The 17,671-nt window shown below is 59.0% G+C and carries 16 protein-coding genes; all 16 read right to left on the reverse strand.

Features of this window, described 5'->3' with window-relative positions; all coding sequences use genetic code 11:
* Position 1: 1 nt before the first annotated feature.
* The 16 genes from N4A58_RS15640 to N4A58_RS15715 all read right to left on the reverse strand — a co-directional run bounded on the left by N4A58_RS15640 (position 2) and on the right by N4A58_RS15715 (position 17,281).
* Entirely contained in the window at positions 2-1,744 is a 1,743-nt protein-coding gene (locus tag N4A58_RS15640; RefSeq protein WP_293711152.1) for a hypothetical protein, read from the reverse strand.
* Between the two features lie 4 nt (positions 1,745-1,748).
* A complete protein-coding gene (locus N4A58_RS15645) occupies positions 1,749-2,879 on the reverse strand; it encodes a chemotaxis response regulator protein-glutamate methylesterase (protein ID WP_293711153.1) in 1,131 nt (376 codons plus the stop codon).
* On the reverse strand, positions 2,876-3,712 hold the full coding sequence (locus N4A58_RS15650) for a CheR family methyltransferase (protein WP_293711154.1): 837 nt from the start codon (positions 3,710-3,712) through the stop codon (positions 2,876-2,878). Before N4A58_RS15650 ends, N4A58_RS15645 begins: the two co-directional genes overlap by 4 nt.
* Positions 3,709-4,227, reverse strand: coding sequence for a chemotaxis protein CheW (locus tag N4A58_RS15655; protein WP_083595786.1), 519 nt, complete (start codon positions 4,225-4,227; stop codon positions 3,709-3,711). The genes N4A58_RS15650 and N4A58_RS15655 overlap by 4 nt, the downstream gene beginning before the upstream one ends.
* Positions 4,220-5,947 (reverse strand): methyl-accepting chemotaxis protein, encoded by a 1,728-nt coding sequence (locus tag N4A58_RS15660; RefSeq protein WP_293711155.1) that lies wholly within the window; start codon positions 5,945-5,947, stop codon positions 4,220-4,222. The genes N4A58_RS15655 and N4A58_RS15660 overlap by 8 nt, the downstream gene beginning before the upstream one ends.
* A gap of 12 nt (positions 5,948-5,959) precedes the next feature.
* Positions 5,960-6,460 carry a chemotaxis protein CheW gene (locus N4A58_RS15665; protein ID WP_072709963.1) on the reverse strand — a complete coding sequence of 167 codons (501 nt, stop codon included), beginning with the start codon at positions 6,458-6,460 and terminating at the stop codon, positions 5,960-5,962.
* Positions 6,457-8,475 (reverse strand): chemotaxis protein CheA, encoded by a 2,019-nt coding sequence (locus tag N4A58_RS15670; protein ID WP_293711156.1) that lies wholly within the window; start codon positions 8,473-8,475, stop codon positions 6,457-6,459. The genes N4A58_RS15665 and N4A58_RS15670 overlap by 4 nt, the downstream gene beginning before the upstream one ends.
* A complete protein-coding gene (locus tag N4A58_RS15675) occupies positions 8,475-8,840 on the reverse strand; it encodes a response regulator (protein ID WP_072709967.1) in 366 nt (121 codons plus the stop codon). Before N4A58_RS15675 ends, N4A58_RS15670 begins: the two co-directional genes overlap by 1 nt.
* A gap of 25 nt (positions 8,841-8,865) precedes the next feature.
* Entirely contained in the window at positions 8,866-9,174 is a 309-nt protein-coding gene (locus N4A58_RS15680; protein WP_072709969.1) for a hypothetical protein, read from the reverse strand.
* Between the two features lie 247 nt (positions 9,175-9,421).
* The gene (locus N4A58_RS15685; RefSeq protein WP_293711159.1) at positions 9,422-10,822 is read right to left on the reverse strand and encodes a TRAP transporter large permease; all 1,401 of its coding nucleotides are present in this window, start codon (positions 10,820-10,822) and stop codon (positions 9,422-9,424) included.
* 4 nt (positions 10,823-10,826) lie between these two features.
* Complete coding sequence (locus N4A58_RS15690; protein ID WP_293711160.1) at positions 10,827-11,456, reverse strand: TRAP transporter small permease subunit; 630 nt, start codon at positions 11,454-11,456, stop codon at positions 10,827-10,829.
* A gap of 83 nt (positions 11,457-11,539) precedes the next feature.
* Entirely contained in the window at positions 11,540-12,550 is a 1,011-nt protein-coding gene (locus tag N4A58_RS15695) for a C4-dicarboxylate TRAP transporter substrate-binding protein (RefSeq protein WP_293711161.1), read from the reverse strand.
* A gap of 217 nt (positions 12,551-12,767) precedes the next feature.
* A complete protein-coding gene (locus tag N4A58_RS15700; RefSeq protein ID WP_293711162.1) occupies positions 12,768-13,781 on the reverse strand; it encodes a glycine betaine/L-proline ABC transporter ATP-binding protein in 1,014 nt (337 codons plus the stop codon).
* The gene (locus tag N4A58_RS15705; protein WP_293711167.1) at positions 13,781-14,614 is read right to left on the reverse strand and encodes a proline/glycine betaine ABC transporter permease; all 834 of its coding nucleotides are present in this window, start codon (positions 14,612-14,614) and stop codon (positions 13,781-13,783) included. The genes N4A58_RS15700 and N4A58_RS15705 overlap by 1 nt, the downstream gene beginning before the upstream one ends.
* Positions 14,615-14,768: 154 nt before the next feature.
* A complete protein-coding gene (locus N4A58_RS15710; protein WP_072710016.1) occupies positions 14,769-15,782 on the reverse strand; it encodes a glycine betaine ABC transporter substrate-binding protein in 1,014 nt (337 codons plus the stop codon).
* A gap of 248 nt (positions 15,783-16,030) precedes the next feature.
* Entirely contained in the window at positions 16,031-17,281 is a 1,251-nt protein-coding gene (locus tag N4A58_RS15715; protein ID WP_293711164.1) for an Hsp70 family protein, read from the reverse strand.
* Between the last annotated feature and the right edge of the window lie 390 nt (positions 17,282-17,671).

A 17,671-nucleotide genomic window follows, 5' to 3' on the forward strand; every position in this document is an offset into this window, starting at 1 on the left:
TTTAGAACAGAATGTCCGACAGGTCTTCGGACCCGCCGTCTGCAGCAGGCGCTGCGGCGGGCGCAGGAGCCGCGGCTGGTTCGGGCTCTCCGAACATGTCGATACCCGAAGTCGGTTCAACCTTGGCTGGCGCAGCGGGGGCTTCGACAAAATTCGCCAGTAGATTGTCATGCAGATCGCGCTCTGCCTGCATCGTGTAAAGCTTGCGAATGCGGCCCGCGACACGCTGGAAGCGCGGCTCAAGGGTCAATGTCTCGGGGAACTTGCGACGGATATTGCTGGACTTGCGATTGCTGTCAGTCAGGTCGCGAACCAGATCGCGCAGCATGCGATCGCTGGCTTCGATCGCGCGGGCGACCTGTTCAGAGTCCGATGCCAGCTTGGGCAGCAGGTCACTGACCACTGTGACGACTTCGGGGATCATTTGAACGACGTCGACATCCATGTCACCGGTCGCGCTATCATCATGCATGCTCAGGTAAGTTTGCAGACGTTGCTTGGTGCCTTCGAGCGCCTCGCTGAAGGTCACAAAAATCTCTGGCACGGTTGAAACAACCGAGTTCACCTGCTGCGAGATCACAATCATATCTGCGGCGGCGCGTCCTTCGCGGGCACAGGCGATGATGGTGTTCAAAGAAGCCAACTGCATCTGGAACGCCGCATTGTTCAGGTTGCGGCTGTGCTCTTGCAGGCGTTCGTCATTTGCGCAGATTTCTTCGTACAGCGAACGTGTTTCTGGCGATCCAACGGTGATCTCGGCCTTCTGCTGGCGCAGCGCTTCGCCTTGCAGGACGCCGTTGCTCAGTTCGTGGCGTTCGGCAAAGGCTTTGCGCAGGGCAGAGTTGTTGATCTGGTACTGGTCCAGGCCCGCGGCCAGTGCGGACAGAGTTGTCATCGCCTTTTCCGCGTCGTTCAGGGTCTCTTTGATGGCCTGTTCCATCTGGATGTCGGCCAAAGCTGTCAGGAGTTGGCTTTCATTCGAGTCTACACCAAAGGAGCTGGCTTCATGCAGGATCTGTTGGATGTGCTCGGCGCGCTGGCGGGCACGGTCGCCGACCTGCAGCGACTGGATGATGGCCATCACGTCGCTTTCTGCCTTCCGGTAGTAGTCGTTCATCCAAGCCGCAGCTTCGTGCGAGTTGGCCAGCGCGTGGTCCAAGGTTTTCAATGCCCGCTCTAGGGCACGCACCTCGGGCTGGACCGTATCAGACAAACGGAGCGACTGACCCTCTGCGTAGACCATCAGCTTTTGCAGGGCTTTGGTAATGACCTCGGTGGCCTTCAGCATCTCGGTAACTTGCTCCGAAGCGCTGTCCGTGATCCCCGAGATATTTTCGGCCAGACGCACCAGTTGCTCGCCCTGCTTCAGGGTGCGGTGGCCCTGCGCGATGATGCGCGCATTCAACGATACAATCCCCGCTGAATGGATGTTCTGCGCCAGATCCTTGATCTCGGCATTCATCTTTTGACGCTTGTGCCCGATCTCGTTCATGAAGCCCGAAGACTGCTGGATGCGGTCCGCGATCATGGTCGAAAACTGGTTAATCTCTTGGCGCCCCTGTGCAACTTTTTCGAGTTGGTTGGAACTCGTGATGTCGACCAGTGCGCCCATGGATCCCTTGAGCTGCGATGCTTTTTCGCTTGCGAAAAACAGGCTGTCAGTCACACGACTGAAGACCGTTTCCAAGCGGAACAGCGGGCTGCGCAGGATGGCGTTATGGTCGTTTTGTACAGAGGCGGCCATGAGTTTAGCGTCCTAATGCGGGTTTGGAGGCAGAAGCACCAGCCGAGAACTGCATGATCTCGGCGGCAATATTATTCAGAGCGACAGAGCGCACCGCAGCGCCGCGTTTCACGGCTTCGCGGGGCATGCCGTAGACGACGCAAGACGCTTCGTCCTGAGCGAGCGTGAGCGAGCCAGCGTTGCGCATTTCGAGCATTCCCTGCGCACCATCATCACCCATGCCAGTCATCAGAACACCCAAGGCGTTCTGGCCCGCCTCGCAAGAGGTCGAACGGAACAGCACGTCAACGGACGGGCGGTGGCGGCAGACATAGGGGCCATCAAGGACGTTGCAGCGGTAGCTACGGCCCATGCGGGTCAGCGTCACGTGCGAGTGGCCGGGCGCGATCAAGGCGAGGCCGCGTTCCAGCATGTCACCATCCTCGGCTTCCTTGACGCGGATCGAGCACATGCCGTCCAGACGGCGGGCAAATGCCTCGGTAAAGCGTTCGGGCATGTGCTGAACGATGACCACGGGCGCGCAGTCGGGTGTCAGGTCGGTTAGAACTTTGGCCAATGCGTCGGTGCCGCCTGTAGATGCGCCGATCGACACGATGGGATCGGTGTAGGGCGTCATCGGCGCGCCAGCGGGGCGCGGGGGCATGATCACGTCAGCGCTCAGCTTCTTTTCCGCAACCAGCGGCTTGCGCTCGACTGGCTTCTTGTTCGGGCGCACGCGGGCTTGGGCTGCCGCACGGACGGAGTCGCAGATCTGAATCTTGGCTTCGTCCGACATGGCGTTGCCAAGCTGCGATTTCGACATCACTTCGACCGCACCCATCGAGAGCGCTTTCATCGCGGTGTCAGAACCGGCCTCTGTGTGGTTCGAGCAGATGACCACGGGCAGCGGGTGCTGCGACATGATCCGGCGTAAGAAGGTCAGACCATCCATGCGCGGCATCTCGATATCCAAGAGGATGACGTCCGGCAGGCCGTTCTTCATCTTCTCTACCGCGTCAAAGGGATCGCGGGCCGTATCAGTCACAGTGATATCGGGCGCACTCTCAAGCATCATCTTGAGCATAGTACGGGCCGTGATCGAGTCTTCGACGATCATGACCTGAATTGCGTCCGAATGTTTCTGCACTGTATTCATGTTGCCCTCTCCTTTTTGAAAACGGCAAATGACACCTGTTTTAAGCGGGAATCTGTCACCACCATCGATTCAGAGTGTCCGACGAAGAGATGGCCGCCGACTTTGACGTGATCCGCGATATCTTTGATGACGCGTGTCTGGGTCGGAGGATCGAAATAAATCAACACGTTACGGAGGAAAACAACATCCAGTTCCTTGTCCACGGGGTAGTTTCCATGGATCAAGTTCATCTGTTCGAACTTCACGCGGTCGCGCAAAGTTTTTTCGACACGGCCGCAGCGCAACCCCTTAGAGTTGTGCCCCATGACGAAATAGCGTTCGAGCAGCGCGTCCGGAATATCCAGAAGCTGCTCTTCGGGGTAGACGCCAGCACGGGCCTCTTCGACGATCCCTTGGGAAATGTCGGTGCCCAGAATTCCGTATTTGAAGCCGGGATTCTGTAGCGCGTATTCAGACATGAGCATGGCGATCGTATAGGCCTCTTGGCCGGACGAAGACGCTGCACTCCAGATCCGCATGGGCTGGGACGTGGGGTGTTCTGGCATGATCTTGTGCATCAGCCATTTGAAGTGCGCAGGCTCTCGGAAGAAGTCCGTTTTGTTCGTGGACATCAGGTCCACGATATAGGGCATCTCGTCCTGCAGAGTGTCGCCATCGAACAGGTGGTCCAGATAGGCGTCCATTGAGGACAGACCAAGCACAGAGAACCGACGGCGCATCCGGCCCTCGATCATGCTTTGCTTGTTCTCCGGCATCTGGATACCGGTGACTTGGGTCACCAGCGCCCGAAACCGTGCCTTGTTGCAGGACAGCTGTTCACTCACGGGGATCATGCACTGATCCCATCCATGGCGTCTTCGACATGCTTGTCGAGCGACGAGATGATCTTGCTGCTGAGCAAGCGATCAAGGTCAAGCAAGGTCACGTAGCTGCCATTGCGGCGCGCCAGACCCGACACGATGCGGTGGTCCCAGTTCAGCATGGTCCCTGTTTCGATGGGCTCGATCCGGTCGTCGTCAAAGCGGGACACTTCGGTCACTTTGTCGGTGCGCAGGGCCAGCACTTGCTCGCGTCCTTCGTCCTCGACCCAGAGCACAACGATGCGGGTGTCCACGTCGTCCTTGCGGAAGGGGCGTCCGATCAAGGTGCGCAGGTCCACAACAACAATGCTGTCGCCGCGCAGGTCGATGTAGCCCATGATATAGTCGGGCGCCTGAGGCAGGCTCTGGACATCACGTGCATCCAGAATTTCGCGAACGCGCTCGACGGGGATCGCCATGAGCGTTTCATCCAGCATGAAGTTCAGGAATGTGCCGCTGCTGGCAGGTGCGTTGATTTGCTCAGGCATGGGGCGCCTCCGGTTTGAAGTCGACGTCTGCGTCGTCAGTTGCTTCGTTTTCTAGATCGAACGAGAAGCCACCCTTGGGCGCGCCTGCTGGCCGAAAAGACACGAGGTTGTCAGCTTTCACAGGTGCGGGCTTGGCGGCAGGGGCAGCCACGGGGGCGGGTGCGTCGTTCGCGGGGCTCAGTTCTGCCACATCCAGAATGTCGTCCACGGTGACCGACACATCGAAGTCACCCGTCCGGAAGAATTCGATCGACGAGCGCAGGGTCGCAGCCTGTGCGGCCAGCTCCTCGGCGGTGGCGGACATTTCTTCGGCGGCGGCTGTGTTGGCTTGGGTTACGCGGTCCAGCTGCTGGATCGCGCCGTTGACCTGAGCCCCGCCCGAAGACATCTCGTTGTTGGCGCGGCTGATGTCGCTGACCAGCTCCGAGGTGCGCTCGATATCAGGGACAAGCTGATCCAGCATACGGCCCGCATCCAGCGCTGCGGTGATGGTTTGGACCGAAAGTTCGTTGATTTCGCCTGCGGCTGCTTGGCTACGCTCTGCGAGCTTGCGCACTTCGGAGGCCACAACAGCAAAGCCGCGACCATGCTCGCCCGCACGGGCCGCTTCGACAGCGGCATTCAAGGCGAGCAAGTCGGTCTGGCGCGCGATCTCTTGGACTACGTTGATACGGTCCGCGATGGTGTTCACGGCCTTGACCGCGTCGCGCACCGCGTCGCCGCTGGCACGGGCACGTTCGGCGGACTGGCGGGCCATCTTTTCGGTCTCGGTCGCGTTTTCGGCGGTGGCTGCGATGTTCGCCGCCATCTCTTCCATCGAAGAAGAAGCCTCTTCGGTCGAAGACGCCTGCTGGGTCGCCACGTCGCTCATCTCTTCCGAAGTTTTGGCCATCTGGTTTGCGCCGGTGGACACGTTGCTGGCCCCTGAGGCGACCTCGCCCACGACGGTGCGCAGACGTTCGACCATGGTGTTGGCGTGGCGCAGCACTTCGGTGATTTCGTCGTTGCCCTTGAGGTTCGCAGTCTGGGTCAGATCGCCCTCGGACACGGCCTTGGTCAGTTCCTTGGCACGGTTAAGACCACGTGACAGCGAAGACAGGATCCAGAAACCCGCAACCGAACCCAGAATGCCCGACAGAGCCACGAGGCCCAGGATTAGTGTTCGGCTCTGGTTGAAAGACGTGTTCGACTTGTCGAGGCTGCTTTCCATCTCGGTTGTGTTGATATCCAGCAAGGTCTCGGTGGTCTGCGTCATCTCGGTGCTCAACGCGCCGCCCTGTTCGCGCAGCAGTGTACCCGCCTCTTTGGTCATGTCGAACAGCAGGAGCTGCATGACCTCTTTGTTCACTTTGTTGATCTCGTCACGGACGCGAACAAACTCGTCGATGGCTGCTTGTGCTTCCTCGGTAAAGGCATGCTCGCGGGCTTGTTCGATCATGTCGGTCTGCGCGTTGCGCAGGTTCAGCATGCGGGTTTCCAGATCGCGCTTGGTCGCCACGTCACTCGACAGGACGTAATCGCGGATCGCCTGCTGTATCTGATCCTGATAGCGCAGGATTTCGTAGGAATGCTCGATTGCGTCCACATTTTCGTGGACCACAAGCTCGTTCCGTTCCCGCATCGCGTCCATGTCGCGCAGGGCCACCAAGCCAGAGGTTGCTGAAACCCCGATCAGGATGGCGCATGTCACGACGAGCTTTGCTTTGATGGTTAAACGCATCGGTCAGGTCTTTCAGTCTACGGTCGCGAGCTGAGGCTCTGCGGCGATCTGGTTTTCAAAGATTTGCACAACATCAGGGATCGCGACGAAGTTGTCGTTCCAGCGTGCCATGGCCAACAGGGTGCCTTCCGGCCAGCGGGTGCCCACGGCAGGGACGGGGCGCAGTGTCTCGGGGTCGATCTCGGCGATGGCGTGCACCTTTTCTGCGATCACGCCGACGGTCATCGCTTTTTCGTTGACCGTGGTTTCGATGATCAGAATGCGCGTTTCTCGATCCGCAGGCTTCTGTTCCATGCGAAACAGGGGGCGCCAGTCCGCGACGGGCAAAACCACGCCGCGGATGTTGATCAGACCGGCCGAGAAGTCGCCCGCGCACGGCACGGGGGTCAGGGCGGGCAGTTCCAGCACTTCGCGCAGAACGTCAGTGGGTAGAGCCATTTGCTCTCCGCCCATTTCAAACGCTACCACGCTGTTCAGGCGCGGGATCAGGTCGGCATAGGTCTTCTTGCTCATGCTGCGTTTCCTTTCAGGCGCTGTTCAATGTCCTGACCCAGCGAAACCAGATGCAAGACATCGAGGATCAGCGCGACGCACCCGTCCCCGAGAATGGTCGCACCCGAGAAGATCTTGAGGCGGCTGTGGAGAGGCGACAGCTGTTTGATAACGGTTTGGTTGGTGCCGATGATCTCGTCCACGATCAGACCGACGCGGGTGTCATTGGTGCCAACGATGACGATCTTCTGGTGTTCCGAAGTTGCACTCTGACGGTTGAACACCTTGTTCAGACGCAGCACTGGGACCAGCTCATTGTTTAATTCGATGACGCCAGTGGCTTCGTCGTTGGCCGCGAGCTTTTCAGGCAGTTCGAGGATCTGCTCGACTGCCAAAAGGGGCAGGGCATAACGCTCGGTGCCGACGCCGATCAGTAGACCTTCGATAATGGCCAGGGTCAGCGGCAAGCGCAGGGTAAAGTTTGTACCCTGCCCAGGTTCCGAGGTGATCTCGATGGTGCCGTTCAGCGCTTCGATGGCCTGTTTGACCACGTCTGCACCCACACCGCGCCCCGAGAGAGCCGTGACCTGAGCCGCAGTCGAGAAGCCGGGCTCCAGCACCATTTTCAGGATTTCGCTGCGGGGCACGTCGCTGTCTTCGGTCAGGAGGCCGCGCTCGATAGCGCGCTTGCGGATGGCCTCTTCGTTCATGCCGCGACCGTCATCGATGATTTCAATCACCACCTCGGCGCCCGCATGGCGTGCGGATAGCTTGACGAGACCGCGCTCGGGCTTGCCAGCTTCGGCGCGCTCTTCGGGCCCCTCAAGGCCATGGTCCACAGAGTTGCGGAGCATGTGAACGAGAGGGTCTGTCAGCTTTTCGACCACGGTTTTGTCAAGTTCGGTCTCTTCGCCTTCGACGACGAAGTCAAAAGTCTTGCCAGTGCTTTCCGCCAGATCGTGGGTCAAGCGGCGGAAGCGGCCCATGATGCTGGACAGCGGGGTCATCCGCAGCGCCATGGTCGAGTCGCGCAGACCCAGAGCCAAACGTTGAATGTCCTCGACCACGCTATGCAGCGCCTCGTTTTCCAACTGGTTCGCAATAGCTGCCAGACGCGCTTCGGCGATCACCAGCTCACCCACGCGGTCCATGATCAGGTCAACGCGGTCTGCTGCAACGCGTAGCTGCGCAACGGGGGCTGCGGCGGCCTTGGTCGGCTTTGAGGCTTCTTTGGTTGCGGGCTTTGCCTCGACAACGGGTGCGGCGGGCGCCGCAGGGGCGGCTTCAGCGGGCGCAGCAGGGGCTGCGACCTCAGCTGCTGAGGCCTCGGCGTGGACGGGGTCCAGCGATAGCTCCATCTGGTCTTCGTGGAACATAAAGACGTCGCGGATCACGCTCTCTTTGAGCGTGCCGGGCAGAATGACTTGCCAGCCAGTGTAGATCGCGCGGGCATCCATCTCTGCGATGCGCGGTAGGCGGTCGGTCAGGGGGCGAACCATAGTGGTCTCTCCGCCAACTTCGCGCAGTTCGTCCAGCATCGCGATCGGGTTGCCGCCGATTTCCATGAAGTCTTGGGGCAGGCGGAACCTAAGGTCCCATTCCTTGATTTCGGCAGGGGCCGCAGCAGCGTCGGCCACAGACGCGGCAGCCACCGCAGGCGCAGCTTCCCCAGAGGTGGCCGCTGACAGGGCAGCTGTCAGCTCTGCGTCGCGTGACGGATCGGGTTCGCCGCCTTCGAGCAGGTCGGCGATCAGGTCATATGCGGTCAGTGCCACATTGATCAGCTCTGGCGTCACAACAGCATTGCCGGACCGGACCGCTTCGAACGCGGCCTCGAAGTTGTGGACAAAGGAGGCGAGGCGCGAAAAGCCAAACATCGCGCCTGTGCCTTTGATTGTATGAAGAGCGCGGAAAACGCCAGCGACCACTTCTAGGTCATCAGGGGTATCCTTAAGCACTAAAAGCCCCTCTTGCAGGGCCTCCATGAGAGCTTCAGCTTCCTGACGGAAGATCTCTTGCGTTTCCGCGTCCATCATTATCCGGCTACCTTCTTAACGACTGCGAGAAGCTGCTCTTGCTCGAACGGCTTCACCATCCAACCCAGTGCACCAGCGGCACGGGCGGCTTCTTTCAGACCGCCTTCGCTCTCGGTCGAGAGGAAGATGATCGGCACACCGGAGCTGCTGGGATCGGCGCGGTACGCCTGAATGAATTCCAGTCCGGTCATGTTGGGCATGTTCTGGTCGGTGATGACCATCGCATAGCGGTGCGATTTGGCGGCCTCGAGCCCTTTGGCCCCGTCGACAGCTTCGGTGACGGCGTAGCCCGCTTGTTGCAGGGTCATCGACACCATTCGACGCACCGACGGGGAATCGTCGACGATCAGGATTTCTTTGCTCATATTAATCTTCCGTTATGAAAGGGGATCAGTGCTGCGTTGTCAGTGCAGACAGTTCCGCATCGGTCAGACCGATCCGGATGAACGCTTCTGCGAGTTTGGGAGAAGTCAGCAGAGCCGCCGTCACCTGATCCTTGGTGACCGCTTTTTCCTTGAGGGCGACCATGATGAGTTGGGCGATGCCAAAGAGCACCGTGTCCGAACTATCATCGTCAATTGCAGTGGTCAGCTCGGCACTTTCTGTGCCGACAGCTTCTTCGAAGCCGAAGCGAACGGACTCGAGGTCCGAAAGAGTGCTGGTCATCTGCGACGACAGGTTAATCTTAATCTTGTCCATAGGGTCCTCCGCGCAGGTTCAGCTTAAAACGCGATACCTTATTGTGGAGGTAGCGCGCCTTCTCCGCATCCTGTCAAAACGGCGGCACGATCCACCGCATTATAGTCCGAAGGTATATTCGCGGGTCACCGAAGGGCGGGAATTCACGACCATTGCCCCCGATGTTTGGCAGGACGACCCTACGTAAAGGGCTGACCCGCAATTTTGCAGGCCGGCCCGATGTTTTCGTTGATTCTGTTGGCTGGTCTTACGCCAATGACGGGAGCCATAGCACAATTTGCGGGAATGCTACGAGCAGCGCGATGGTGACCGCATCGGCGATAAAGAAGGGTGTGACCCCCTTGAACACGTCCTGAACACTCAGATCATCACGCACGCCAGCGACCACAAAACAGTTCAGACCAATGGGCGGCGTGATCAGGCAGAACTCGGCCATTTTAACGACCAGAATGCCGAACCAAATTGCACACATCGGCCCCGACATGCCAAAGGTGCTGTCTGCTGCGCTGACCATCTCGCCGCCGTTCAGGGCCATGATGGCGGGATAGACCACAGGCAAGGTCAGCAGCAGCATTCCGATCGCGTCCATGAACATCCCAAGCACCGCGTAGGCCAAAAGAATGCAGATCAGGATCAGTAATGGGCTGTACTCCAGAGACGTGATCCAGTCTGAAAATGCATGCGGTAGGTCCGCAAAGCCCAAGAAGCGCACGTAGATTAGGACCCCCCAAATGATGGTAAAAATCATAGCTGACAGACGGGCGGTTTCGATGATCGCATCCTTGAACTGGGCCCACCGCATTCCGCGTGCCAGTGCCATCACAAAGATGATAAAGGCCCCGACCGCGCCGCCTTCGGTGGGCGTGCCCCACGCGTCACCGCCGAACGGGTTGTAGACAAAGAAGATGATGATCACGACTACCGCGACGATCGGCAGGGCGGGGGGCAGAGACGCAAACCGCTGTTTCCATGTGAAACCTTTGACGGGCGGTCCAAAGTTCTTGATCGTGAGCGCGAGCCCGATGATGAGTGCGCCGTAAACGATGGCCGAAAACAGTCCGGGGATGAAGCCTGCTAGCAGCAGCTTGCCCACGTCTTGTTCGACAATAATCGCGTAGATCACGAGGATCGCTGAGGGCGGGATCAAGGAGGCCAGCGTGCCACCAGCGGCCACAACCCCAGCGGCAAAGCGTTTGTCGTAGCCAATTTTCAACATCTCGGGGATGGCCACGCGCGCAAATACTGCAGCCGTCGCGACGGATGCGCCGGACACTGCGGCAAAGCCTGCGGTGGCAAAAACGGTCGATACGGCCAGCCCGCCCGGCACCCAGGCAATCCAGCGCTTGGCAGCTTCGAACAGGGCGCGGGTTAATCCCGCATAGTAGGCCAAATAGCCGATCAGAATGAAGGTCGGGATCAGGCTGAGCGCTTGGCTAGCAACCTTGCCGTGGGGGACTTGACCAGCTGTTTTCACAGCGACCGTCAGGGCCCATCCGAATTGTTCGGGGTCCATGCCCTTCTTGGCCCAGAATATCCAGATCAGGCCGACCAGACCGGCCATTGCCGCTGCGAATGCCACGCGCATTCCCAGAAGCACCATGACCATCATGCCGCCGGTGACCCAGAGGCCGATTTCAATGCTATCCATGGCCTTAGTCCCTGCCTTCGATGTGTTCAGCCTCGGCTGCGGCTTGTTCGGCAGCACTCTGGATCAAGGGGACGGCGACGGGGCTGTCGGTTCCGCTGATGATCGCACGCCCATAGCCAATGACCTGAATGGTGCACCGCAGGCAGAGCACGGCAAAGGCGACGGGGGCCAAGAGTTTCGCGGGCCAGATCGGCAGGCCGATATCGATGGTGCTATCGCGGCTCCACATGGGTTTGCTCATGTCAAAGCTACGATCAAAATGCGCCCAACTGCCCCAGACAAGGAGCAGCATCAGGATCAAAATCAGGCCGGTGGTTATTAGTTCGAACAGCCACAGCGGGCGGCCCGACAGGCGCGCGACCAGAATGTCCATGCGGATGTGCCCACCGTCGCGCTGTACGTAGCTGATCCCCATGAACGCGATCAGCGGCATCAATTGAGTGATCCAGTCGACGTATCCCGGCAGAGGTTGGTTGAACCCGTTGCGTCCCGAGACGGACACCACAGCTAAAACCATCAGGCCAAAGACGGCCAGACCGGCCAACAAGGCCATAAAGCGCTCCAGACGCATCAACCCCTGATCCATACGGCTCAGGAGGCTGTCGTCGGTCAATACTGTGGCAGACCCCGCCATGCGTATTCCCCGTTCATTCAGAATGGACAGGCCCCGAAGGTCGTCTTCGGAGCCTGCAACAGTTTTGGGTTAGTCCAAGCGGATCACTTGCGGGCGTCTGCCAGCGTGTTGTTCACCAGATCGTAAAGCTCTTGGGCGGGCAGGCCCTGCGCACTCATCTCTTCGATCCAGGCTTGGTGGATGGGGCCGCCGGCCTTTTCCTTGAATGCCGCGATCTCTTCATCCGAGATCATGACCTTCTGAACGCCCTTCTCTTCGAGAACGGTGTCCCAACGCTTGAGCAGTTCGCCGTAGTTGGACAGGTAGTAGTCGATCGCCTCGGGAACGGATTCGTCCAGAATGGCGCGGTGTTCATCCGACAGGCTTTCGTAGGCGTCGATGTTCACGACCACGGGGCAGTTCACAGTGCCGGGGTTCAGGTTCGCGGTCCACCAATCGGCCTCGTTGATGGTGCCAAAGGACAGGTGCGCGTGCTGGGCAAAGGCCACGGTGTCCACAACGCCCGACTGCATCGCCTGGTAGGCTTCGGAGCTGGTCACAGATGTGGGGACGCCGCCCACGGCTTCGAACGCACGACCCAGACCGCCAGTGGCGCGAACGCGCATGCCGTCAAACTCGGCCAGTTCGTCGCGGGGCTCGCCAGTGCCGACCAGATTGTATTGGGGCATCGGGCTGGTCATCAGCATCTTGGCGTTCCACTGGGCCATTTCATCGGCCACGGCGGGGTGGGCGTAAACGGCGTGGCTGACGGCAACCTCTTCATCCAGCGTGTTCACGCCTAGGAAGGGCAGTTCCAACACAGTGATCGCGCGGTTTTTGTCCGCGTGGTAGCCCGCGCAGAACTGGGCCATTTCAAAGGCCCCAATCGAGATGCCGTCGAGGTTCTCTTTGTTGTTGGACAGTCCGCCATAGCTGACGTTCATGGTGAAATCACCACCCGACTTTTCCGCAACCAGTTCAGCCAGCTTTTCGATGTGCTCGGTAAAAGCGCGGCGCTTGCCCCAAGTGGAGACGTTCCATTCGGTTGCGCTGGCCTCGGCAGCGAAGCTGACAGCAACAAGGGCGATGGCCGTACGGCCAAGCAAAGTTTTCATACATTTTCCTCCCATTATCGCGCCCTATCCCGCACCTCGTTTCCAAGGCTCCTCTTGCGGTCAGAGCGTCTGATGCCTCAATTCGTGCATGACCGGACCCCACATGGCAAGGGTAACGCGCGGCTTTTTCCACCCAGCGGAAGTGTAAGACGTCAGGGCATAAAAAAGTCGCCCACCGGTGATCCAGAGGGCGACTTTGTTCGTAAGTGGCAAGGTTTTAGCCCGCGAGCGCGCCGATTACCTTGGTTAGAGACACGGTGCCTAGGTATTGGCCATCCTCTTCGGTCACGCCTAGGGTCTGGTTTGGTGCCTGAGCCAACGGGTGCAGCGCATCGTTCAGCAGCGTGCCTGCCGGAATGTTCGCGCCGTCATAAGGCGTTCCAGCCTCGGCCAGTGCCCGCAGTCGAATCACTTTGCCGCGGTTAATGTCCTTGGTGAAGTCAGCGATATAGTCGTCGGCGGGGGTCAGAACGATCTCGGGGGCGGTGCCCTCTTGGATCATGGCGCCGTCGCGCAGGATCGCGATCTTGTCTCCAAGGCGCAGCGCCTCGTCCAAATCGTGGGTGATGAAGATGATTGTCTTGTGCAGCTCGTCCTGCAGTTCCAGCAGGATGGATTGCATGTCGTAGCGGATCAGTGGGTCAAGCGCACTGAACGCTTCGTCCATCAGCAAGATTTCGGCGTCGGTGGCTAGGGCGCGGGCCAAACCCACACGCTGCTGCATGCCGCCAGACAACTGACCTGGATAGTGATCCTCGTAGCCGGTCAGGCCAACGCGGTCGATCCAGTGCTGGGCCTTTTGCTTGATCTCGTCTTCCTTGAACCCTTGTACCTCGAGCCCGTAGCCGACATTCTCCATCACTTTGCGGTGGGGCAGGAGGCCGAACTTCTGGAACACCATCGAGGTCTTCTTGCGGCGGACATCGCGCAGTTGCTTGTCCGACATGGTCAGTACGTCGTCACCGTCGATCAGAATCTGACCATCAGTGGGCTCGATCAAGCGGTTGATGTGGCGGATCAGGGTCGATTTGCCCGAACCGGACAGGCCCATGACGACCTGAATCTGTTTGGCCGGAATATCGAGGCTGACGTTGTTGATCCCCAGCACGTGGCCGGTCTGGTCCAAGAGTTCTGGCTTGCCGAGGCCGCTTTTGACCTGCGGCAGCACCTTTTTCGGGTTCTTGCCAAAGATCTTGTAGAGGTTTTTGATCTGTACCTTGAGCTCGGACATCATTTGCCTCCGTTGCGGTAGGCTTGCAGACGCTTGCCGTAGGTTTGCGACACGCGGTCAAAGATGATGGCCAGAGCCACGATCGCCAGACCGTTCATGAGGCCAAGCGCCAGATACTGGTTTGAAATCGCGCGCAGGACGGGCACACCAAGGCCTTTGACCCCGATCATCGAGGCGATTACGACCATGGACAGCGCCATCATGATGGTCTGGTTGATGCCAGCAAAGATGTTGGGCAAGGCGAGTGGAACCTGCACGCCCCAAAGCTTCTGCCAAGGCGAGGTGCCGAAGGCATCGGCCGCTTCGAGTACGTCTTTGTCCACCAGACGAATGCCAAGGTTGGTCAGGCGCACGATGGGGGGAATCGCGTAGATGCACACGGCCAAGAGGCCCGGCACCTTGCCAATGCCAAGCAGCATCACAACGGGGATCAGATAAACGAAAGAGGGGATGGTTTGCATCACGTCGAGGATGGGCGTGATGATGCCTTGGGCGCGGTCGGATCGGGACATCAGAATGCCCAACGGTATCCCGATTGCGATACAAAGCAGCGTCGCGACCGAGATGATCGCCAGCGTCGCCATCGTGTCTTCCCACATGTCGAGGACACCGATCGCGATGAACGCCAGAACCGAGCCTGCGGTGATCTTCCACGAGCGCGACCCCAGCCACGCCAGACCGCCGACGACCAGCAGGATTACCGGCCACGGGGTAGCTTCGAGCAGTTTCTCGAACCAGATCAGGAACCGCAGCAGCGGATCAAAGAAATTCTCAAGCTGTTCGCCATATGCGCGGGAGAAACCCTTGAAGGTCTCGTCGACCGCTTGCTTCATGCCGCTCAGCGTTTTGCGGCCCAGGGAGGGAAATTCGTATAAGAATTCCAAAGCCGTCACCTCTTTTGTTGTTTTGTTGTCCGGATAACGGTCCGGCGCCCATAGCAAACGGGGGGCGCATAAGCCGCCCCCCGTTCAAAGTTCCTAATTGCTCTTAGAGCTCCGATTTCACGCCTTCAGCCGCCTCTTCGGATACCCAGCCAGTCCAGATCTCGGGGTATGTCTCAAGGAAATGGTAGGCTGCGTCTTCGCCAGTCGCCTGGTTTTCGTTCATGTATACGAGCATCTCGTTCATGATCTCACCGGGGAAAACACGGCTCTTCAGGTAATCAACCGCAATGCCGCCTTCCTGCATCAGACGATCGGTGATGATGCTGTGAACTTCGGACTCGGTGTACGACGAAGGCTGCGGGTCCAGGCATTCCTGTTCGGGCTTCACGATGCAGCCGTCCCAGTTTTCGCTGCCGGCCCATTCGGTTTCCCACTCAAGCATCTGCAGCTTGTACTTGCCGATGATCGCGGTCGGAGCCCAGTAGTAGCCGAACCACGGCTCGTCACGCTCTACAGCCTTGGCGATCGAGCCGTCCAGACCTGCGGCCGAGCCGGGATCGACGAGGGTCCAGCCCTTGTCTTCCATGTCAAAGGCGCGGAAGAGGTTCGCGTTCGAAAGCTGACAGCCCCAGCCTGCGGGGCAGCCCATGAAGGCACCCAGCGATTCATCTTCTGCGTAGGGGAACAGCTCGGGGTGCTCTAGTAGCTTTTCGACAGTGTCCAGTTCGGGGTGGTCTGCTGCGAATTTCTCGGTGACCCACCAGCCTTCACCCAGTCCGGTGATCGGGCCTTCGACGACCGAATGCAGGCGGCCTTCTTCCATGGCGGCCATCAGGGGGTCGCGCACAGCGTTGATCCACAGCTCGCCTGCGACGTCAGGCTCGCCCTTTTCATTCATCGAAGCAAAGGTAGTGGTGGTCGCGCCAGGGATCAGTTCGACATCGCAGCCATATCCTTCTTCAAGAATGAGTTTGTCTACGTTCGCCATCAGTTCTGCCGAGGCCCAGTTCATCTCGGCCATGGTCAGCTCGCCGCATTCGCTGGCCATCGCGCCGGATGCCAGTGCTGTGGTCATGCCAAAGACGGTGAGCGCGCCAAGTTTCTGAAGTTTCAACATCATCCCTCCCAAGGGGTTTGCTTTTCGCTTTTGCCGAGTGGTCCCCGACGATCATTGAACATCGGTGCCGCATTCTGCGAGTGCAAAATCGCGACACCGTGATGTCGGAAACAGACCACATGTTTTCAGAGGTGTAAAGGAATAGAGCGCGGCGCGCCTTGGGCCCAATCCATCTGCGCGTGGGGCAACGGCCTTTGGGTCAGGGCAAAGGCAAAAAATCGATGGAGATGCGAGAAGAAATGGTCGGATCAATCGTCCATTTGTGACGCAGCGATCGCCAGGCCATCAACGACTGCCGTAAATGCCTCTGACCTTTGCAAGGTCGCCGAGGGGCAGACTGCCTTGGCTTCGTCTTCGACCATGGACATCAGGCTAGAGCCGCCCACCAGCACAATGGTGTTGATCTGTGTGGGCATCACGCCGGCCTCCATGAAGGTCTGGTAGAGCGCATTTCGCATCTTCTCGCGTTGCCCTTCGAGGGCGGCGTTCATGCTGCCCTTAGTAATCGGGGCAGCGAGTCCGCGTTCGATAAAGCCCATCTGAATTTGGGTTCCGGCCTGACCTGTATTTGCGCCGATCTTCCCTGCCTCGACCGCAAAGGCCAACTCATGCCCTAGCTGCTCTTTGATAACGGTATCAAGGCGGCTCATGGCGTCGGGGTCCTCGGCATGGCGCAACATGTCTTCGACCAGCTTCTCTGTGTCGCGAGAGTAGACAAAGGGGATCTTTGCCCATGTTGCCAAATCCGCGTAGATCGCGTTTGGCACCGGGAGCCGTCCATCGCCAAAGGTGCGTCGTAGAGTGCCCCCATGGCCGAGTAGGGGCATGGCATGCGTCATCGAAATTGCGTGGTCAAAATCCGTCCCACCAAGGCGGACCCCGTGGCTGGCGAGAATCTGAATGCCATCACCCTTGGCTTCAAAGATCGAGAAGTCTGACGTGCCGCCCCCGATATCTACAATGAGGCCTCGTCCGTTTATCTGTTGGTCTGCGCCATATGCGTGGGCTGCTGCCTCGGGTTCGTTCATAAACGCGATCTCGGTGAAGCCAGCAGCGCGGTAGCATGCCTCAAGATCTTCGAGTGCGCGTGCATCTTTGTCAGGGGCTCCGGAGTGGAAGTGTACAGGACGGCCCGACAAAACGCGTTCGCAGCTATGCCCTGTCTGTTGTTCCGCTCGCTGCCTTATACGGGCAAGGAAAGCCGTAACCACATCGGCAATGGTGCGGCGCTGCCCACCAATCAACCTGCTCTCGTGAAACAGGGGATCGCCAAGCACAGATTTAAGCGCGCGCATGTAGCGCCCATCTTCGCCGTCGATCAAAGCCGAAGAGGCGGCTTGTCCATAAAGCATGGTTTTTGTCTCTGCGGGGAAAAACACCGCGGTAGGGATGGTATCTGCGCCAGCTTCCAAGGCGACTCGTGATAGCTGCCCGTCTTCGTAGGTTGCGGCTGCAGAGTTGGAGGTCCCGAAATCAATCCCGAGTCGGATGGCGGCCATGGTCTTTCCCTCGAATTTAGCAAAGCCATGGGCTAGCGCGCCGGACTTGGGGCATCAACCGAGAATACAAATGCTCTGATGGTTTTGCTCTGTTCCGTAGTGGGCCTGTGTAGAGTGGCGTTCAATATCTGCCGCTCTGTTGGGTGAAGAGCCTCTGTTTGTCGCGTTTTCTCGCTCTGTGGTGTGCTCGTTCATTCGATTGTTGTCCTCTGGCGGCTAGTTTTTGGGTGGTCGTAATAAGGCTTCGTCGGCTCTGTTTCATTTTTTTTGGATTTCTGTGATTTTTTCACTTGCGACTCTCCACAGCTATCCGTAGAAGGCCCCTCACCGGCGGCGCTGAGGCGCGGTTGGGACGGACGGGACGGTCGGAAGGCTGGATGGTTCGGTTAG

It is taken from the genome of Donghicola sp. (assembly GCF_025210255.1).
Taxonomy (GTDB): Bacteria; Pseudomonadota; Alphaproteobacteria; order Rhodobacterales; family Rhodobacteraceae; genus Donghicola; species Donghicola eburneus.

Excerpts from the sequence above, each read along its gene's own strand:
- N4A58_RS15675 (WP_072709967.1), bottom strand. The coding sequence starts at position 8,840 with ATGAGCAAAGAAATCCTGATCGTCGACGATTCCCCGTCGGTGCGTCGA.
- N4A58_RS15695 (WP_293711161.1), bottom strand. The coding sequence starts at position 12,550 with ATGAAAACTTTGCTTGGCCGTACGGCCATCGCCCTTGTTGCTGTCAGC.
- N4A58_RS15680 (WP_072709969.1), bottom strand. The coding sequence starts at position 9,174 with ATGGACAAGATTAAGATTAACCTGTCGTCGCAGATGACCAGCACTCTT.
- N4A58_RS15650 (WP_293711154.1), bottom strand. The coding sequence starts at position 3,712 with ATGATCCCCGTGAGTGAACAGCTGTCCTGCAACAAGGCACGGTTTCGG.
- N4A58_RS15715 (WP_293711164.1), bottom strand. The coding sequence starts at position 17,281 with ATGGCCGCCATCCGACTCGGGATTGATTTCGGGACCTCCAACTCTGCA.
- N4A58_RS15670 (WP_293711156.1), bottom strand. The coding sequence starts at position 8,475 with ATGATGGACGCGGAAACGCAAGAGATCTTCCGTCAGGAAGCTGAAGCT.
- N4A58_RS15660 (WP_293711155.1), bottom strand. The coding sequence starts at position 5,947 with ATGCGTTTAACCATCAAAGCAAAGCTCGTCGTGACATGCGCCATCCTG.
- N4A58_RS15700 (WP_293711162.1), bottom strand. The coding sequence starts at position 13,781 with ATGTCCGAGCTCAAGGTACAGATCAAAAACCTCTACAAGATCTTTGGC.
- N4A58_RS15655 (WP_083595786.1), bottom strand. The coding sequence starts at position 4,227 with ATGCCTGAGCAAATCAACGCACCTGCCAGCAGCGGCACATTCCTGAAC.
- N4A58_RS15685 (WP_293711159.1), bottom strand. The coding sequence starts at position 10,822 with ATGGATAGCATTGAAATCGGCCTCTGGGTCACCGGCGGCATGATGGTC.
- N4A58_RS15710 (WP_072710016.1), bottom strand. The coding sequence starts at position 15,782 with ATGTTGAAACTTCAGAAACTTGGCGCGCTCACCGTCTTTGGCATGACC.
- N4A58_RS15665 (WP_072709963.1), bottom strand. The coding sequence starts at position 6,460 with ATGAGCAAGAAGACCTATGCCGACCTGATCCCGCGCCTGAACAGCGTG.
- N4A58_RS15645 (WP_293711153.1), bottom strand. The coding sequence starts at position 2,879 with ATGAATACAGTGCAGAAACATTCGGACGCAATTCAGGTCATGATCGTC.
- N4A58_RS15640 (WP_293711152.1), bottom strand. The coding sequence starts at position 1,744 with ATGGCCGCCTCTGTACAAAACGACCATAACGCCATCCTGCGCAGCCCG.
- N4A58_RS15705 (WP_293711167.1), bottom strand. The coding sequence starts at position 14,614 with ATGAAGCAAGCGGTCGACGAGACCTTCAAGGGTTTCTCCCGCGCATAT.
- N4A58_RS15690 (WP_293711160.1), bottom strand. The coding sequence starts at position 11,456 with ATGGCGGGGTCTGCCACAGTATTGACCGACGACAGCCTCCTGAGCCGT.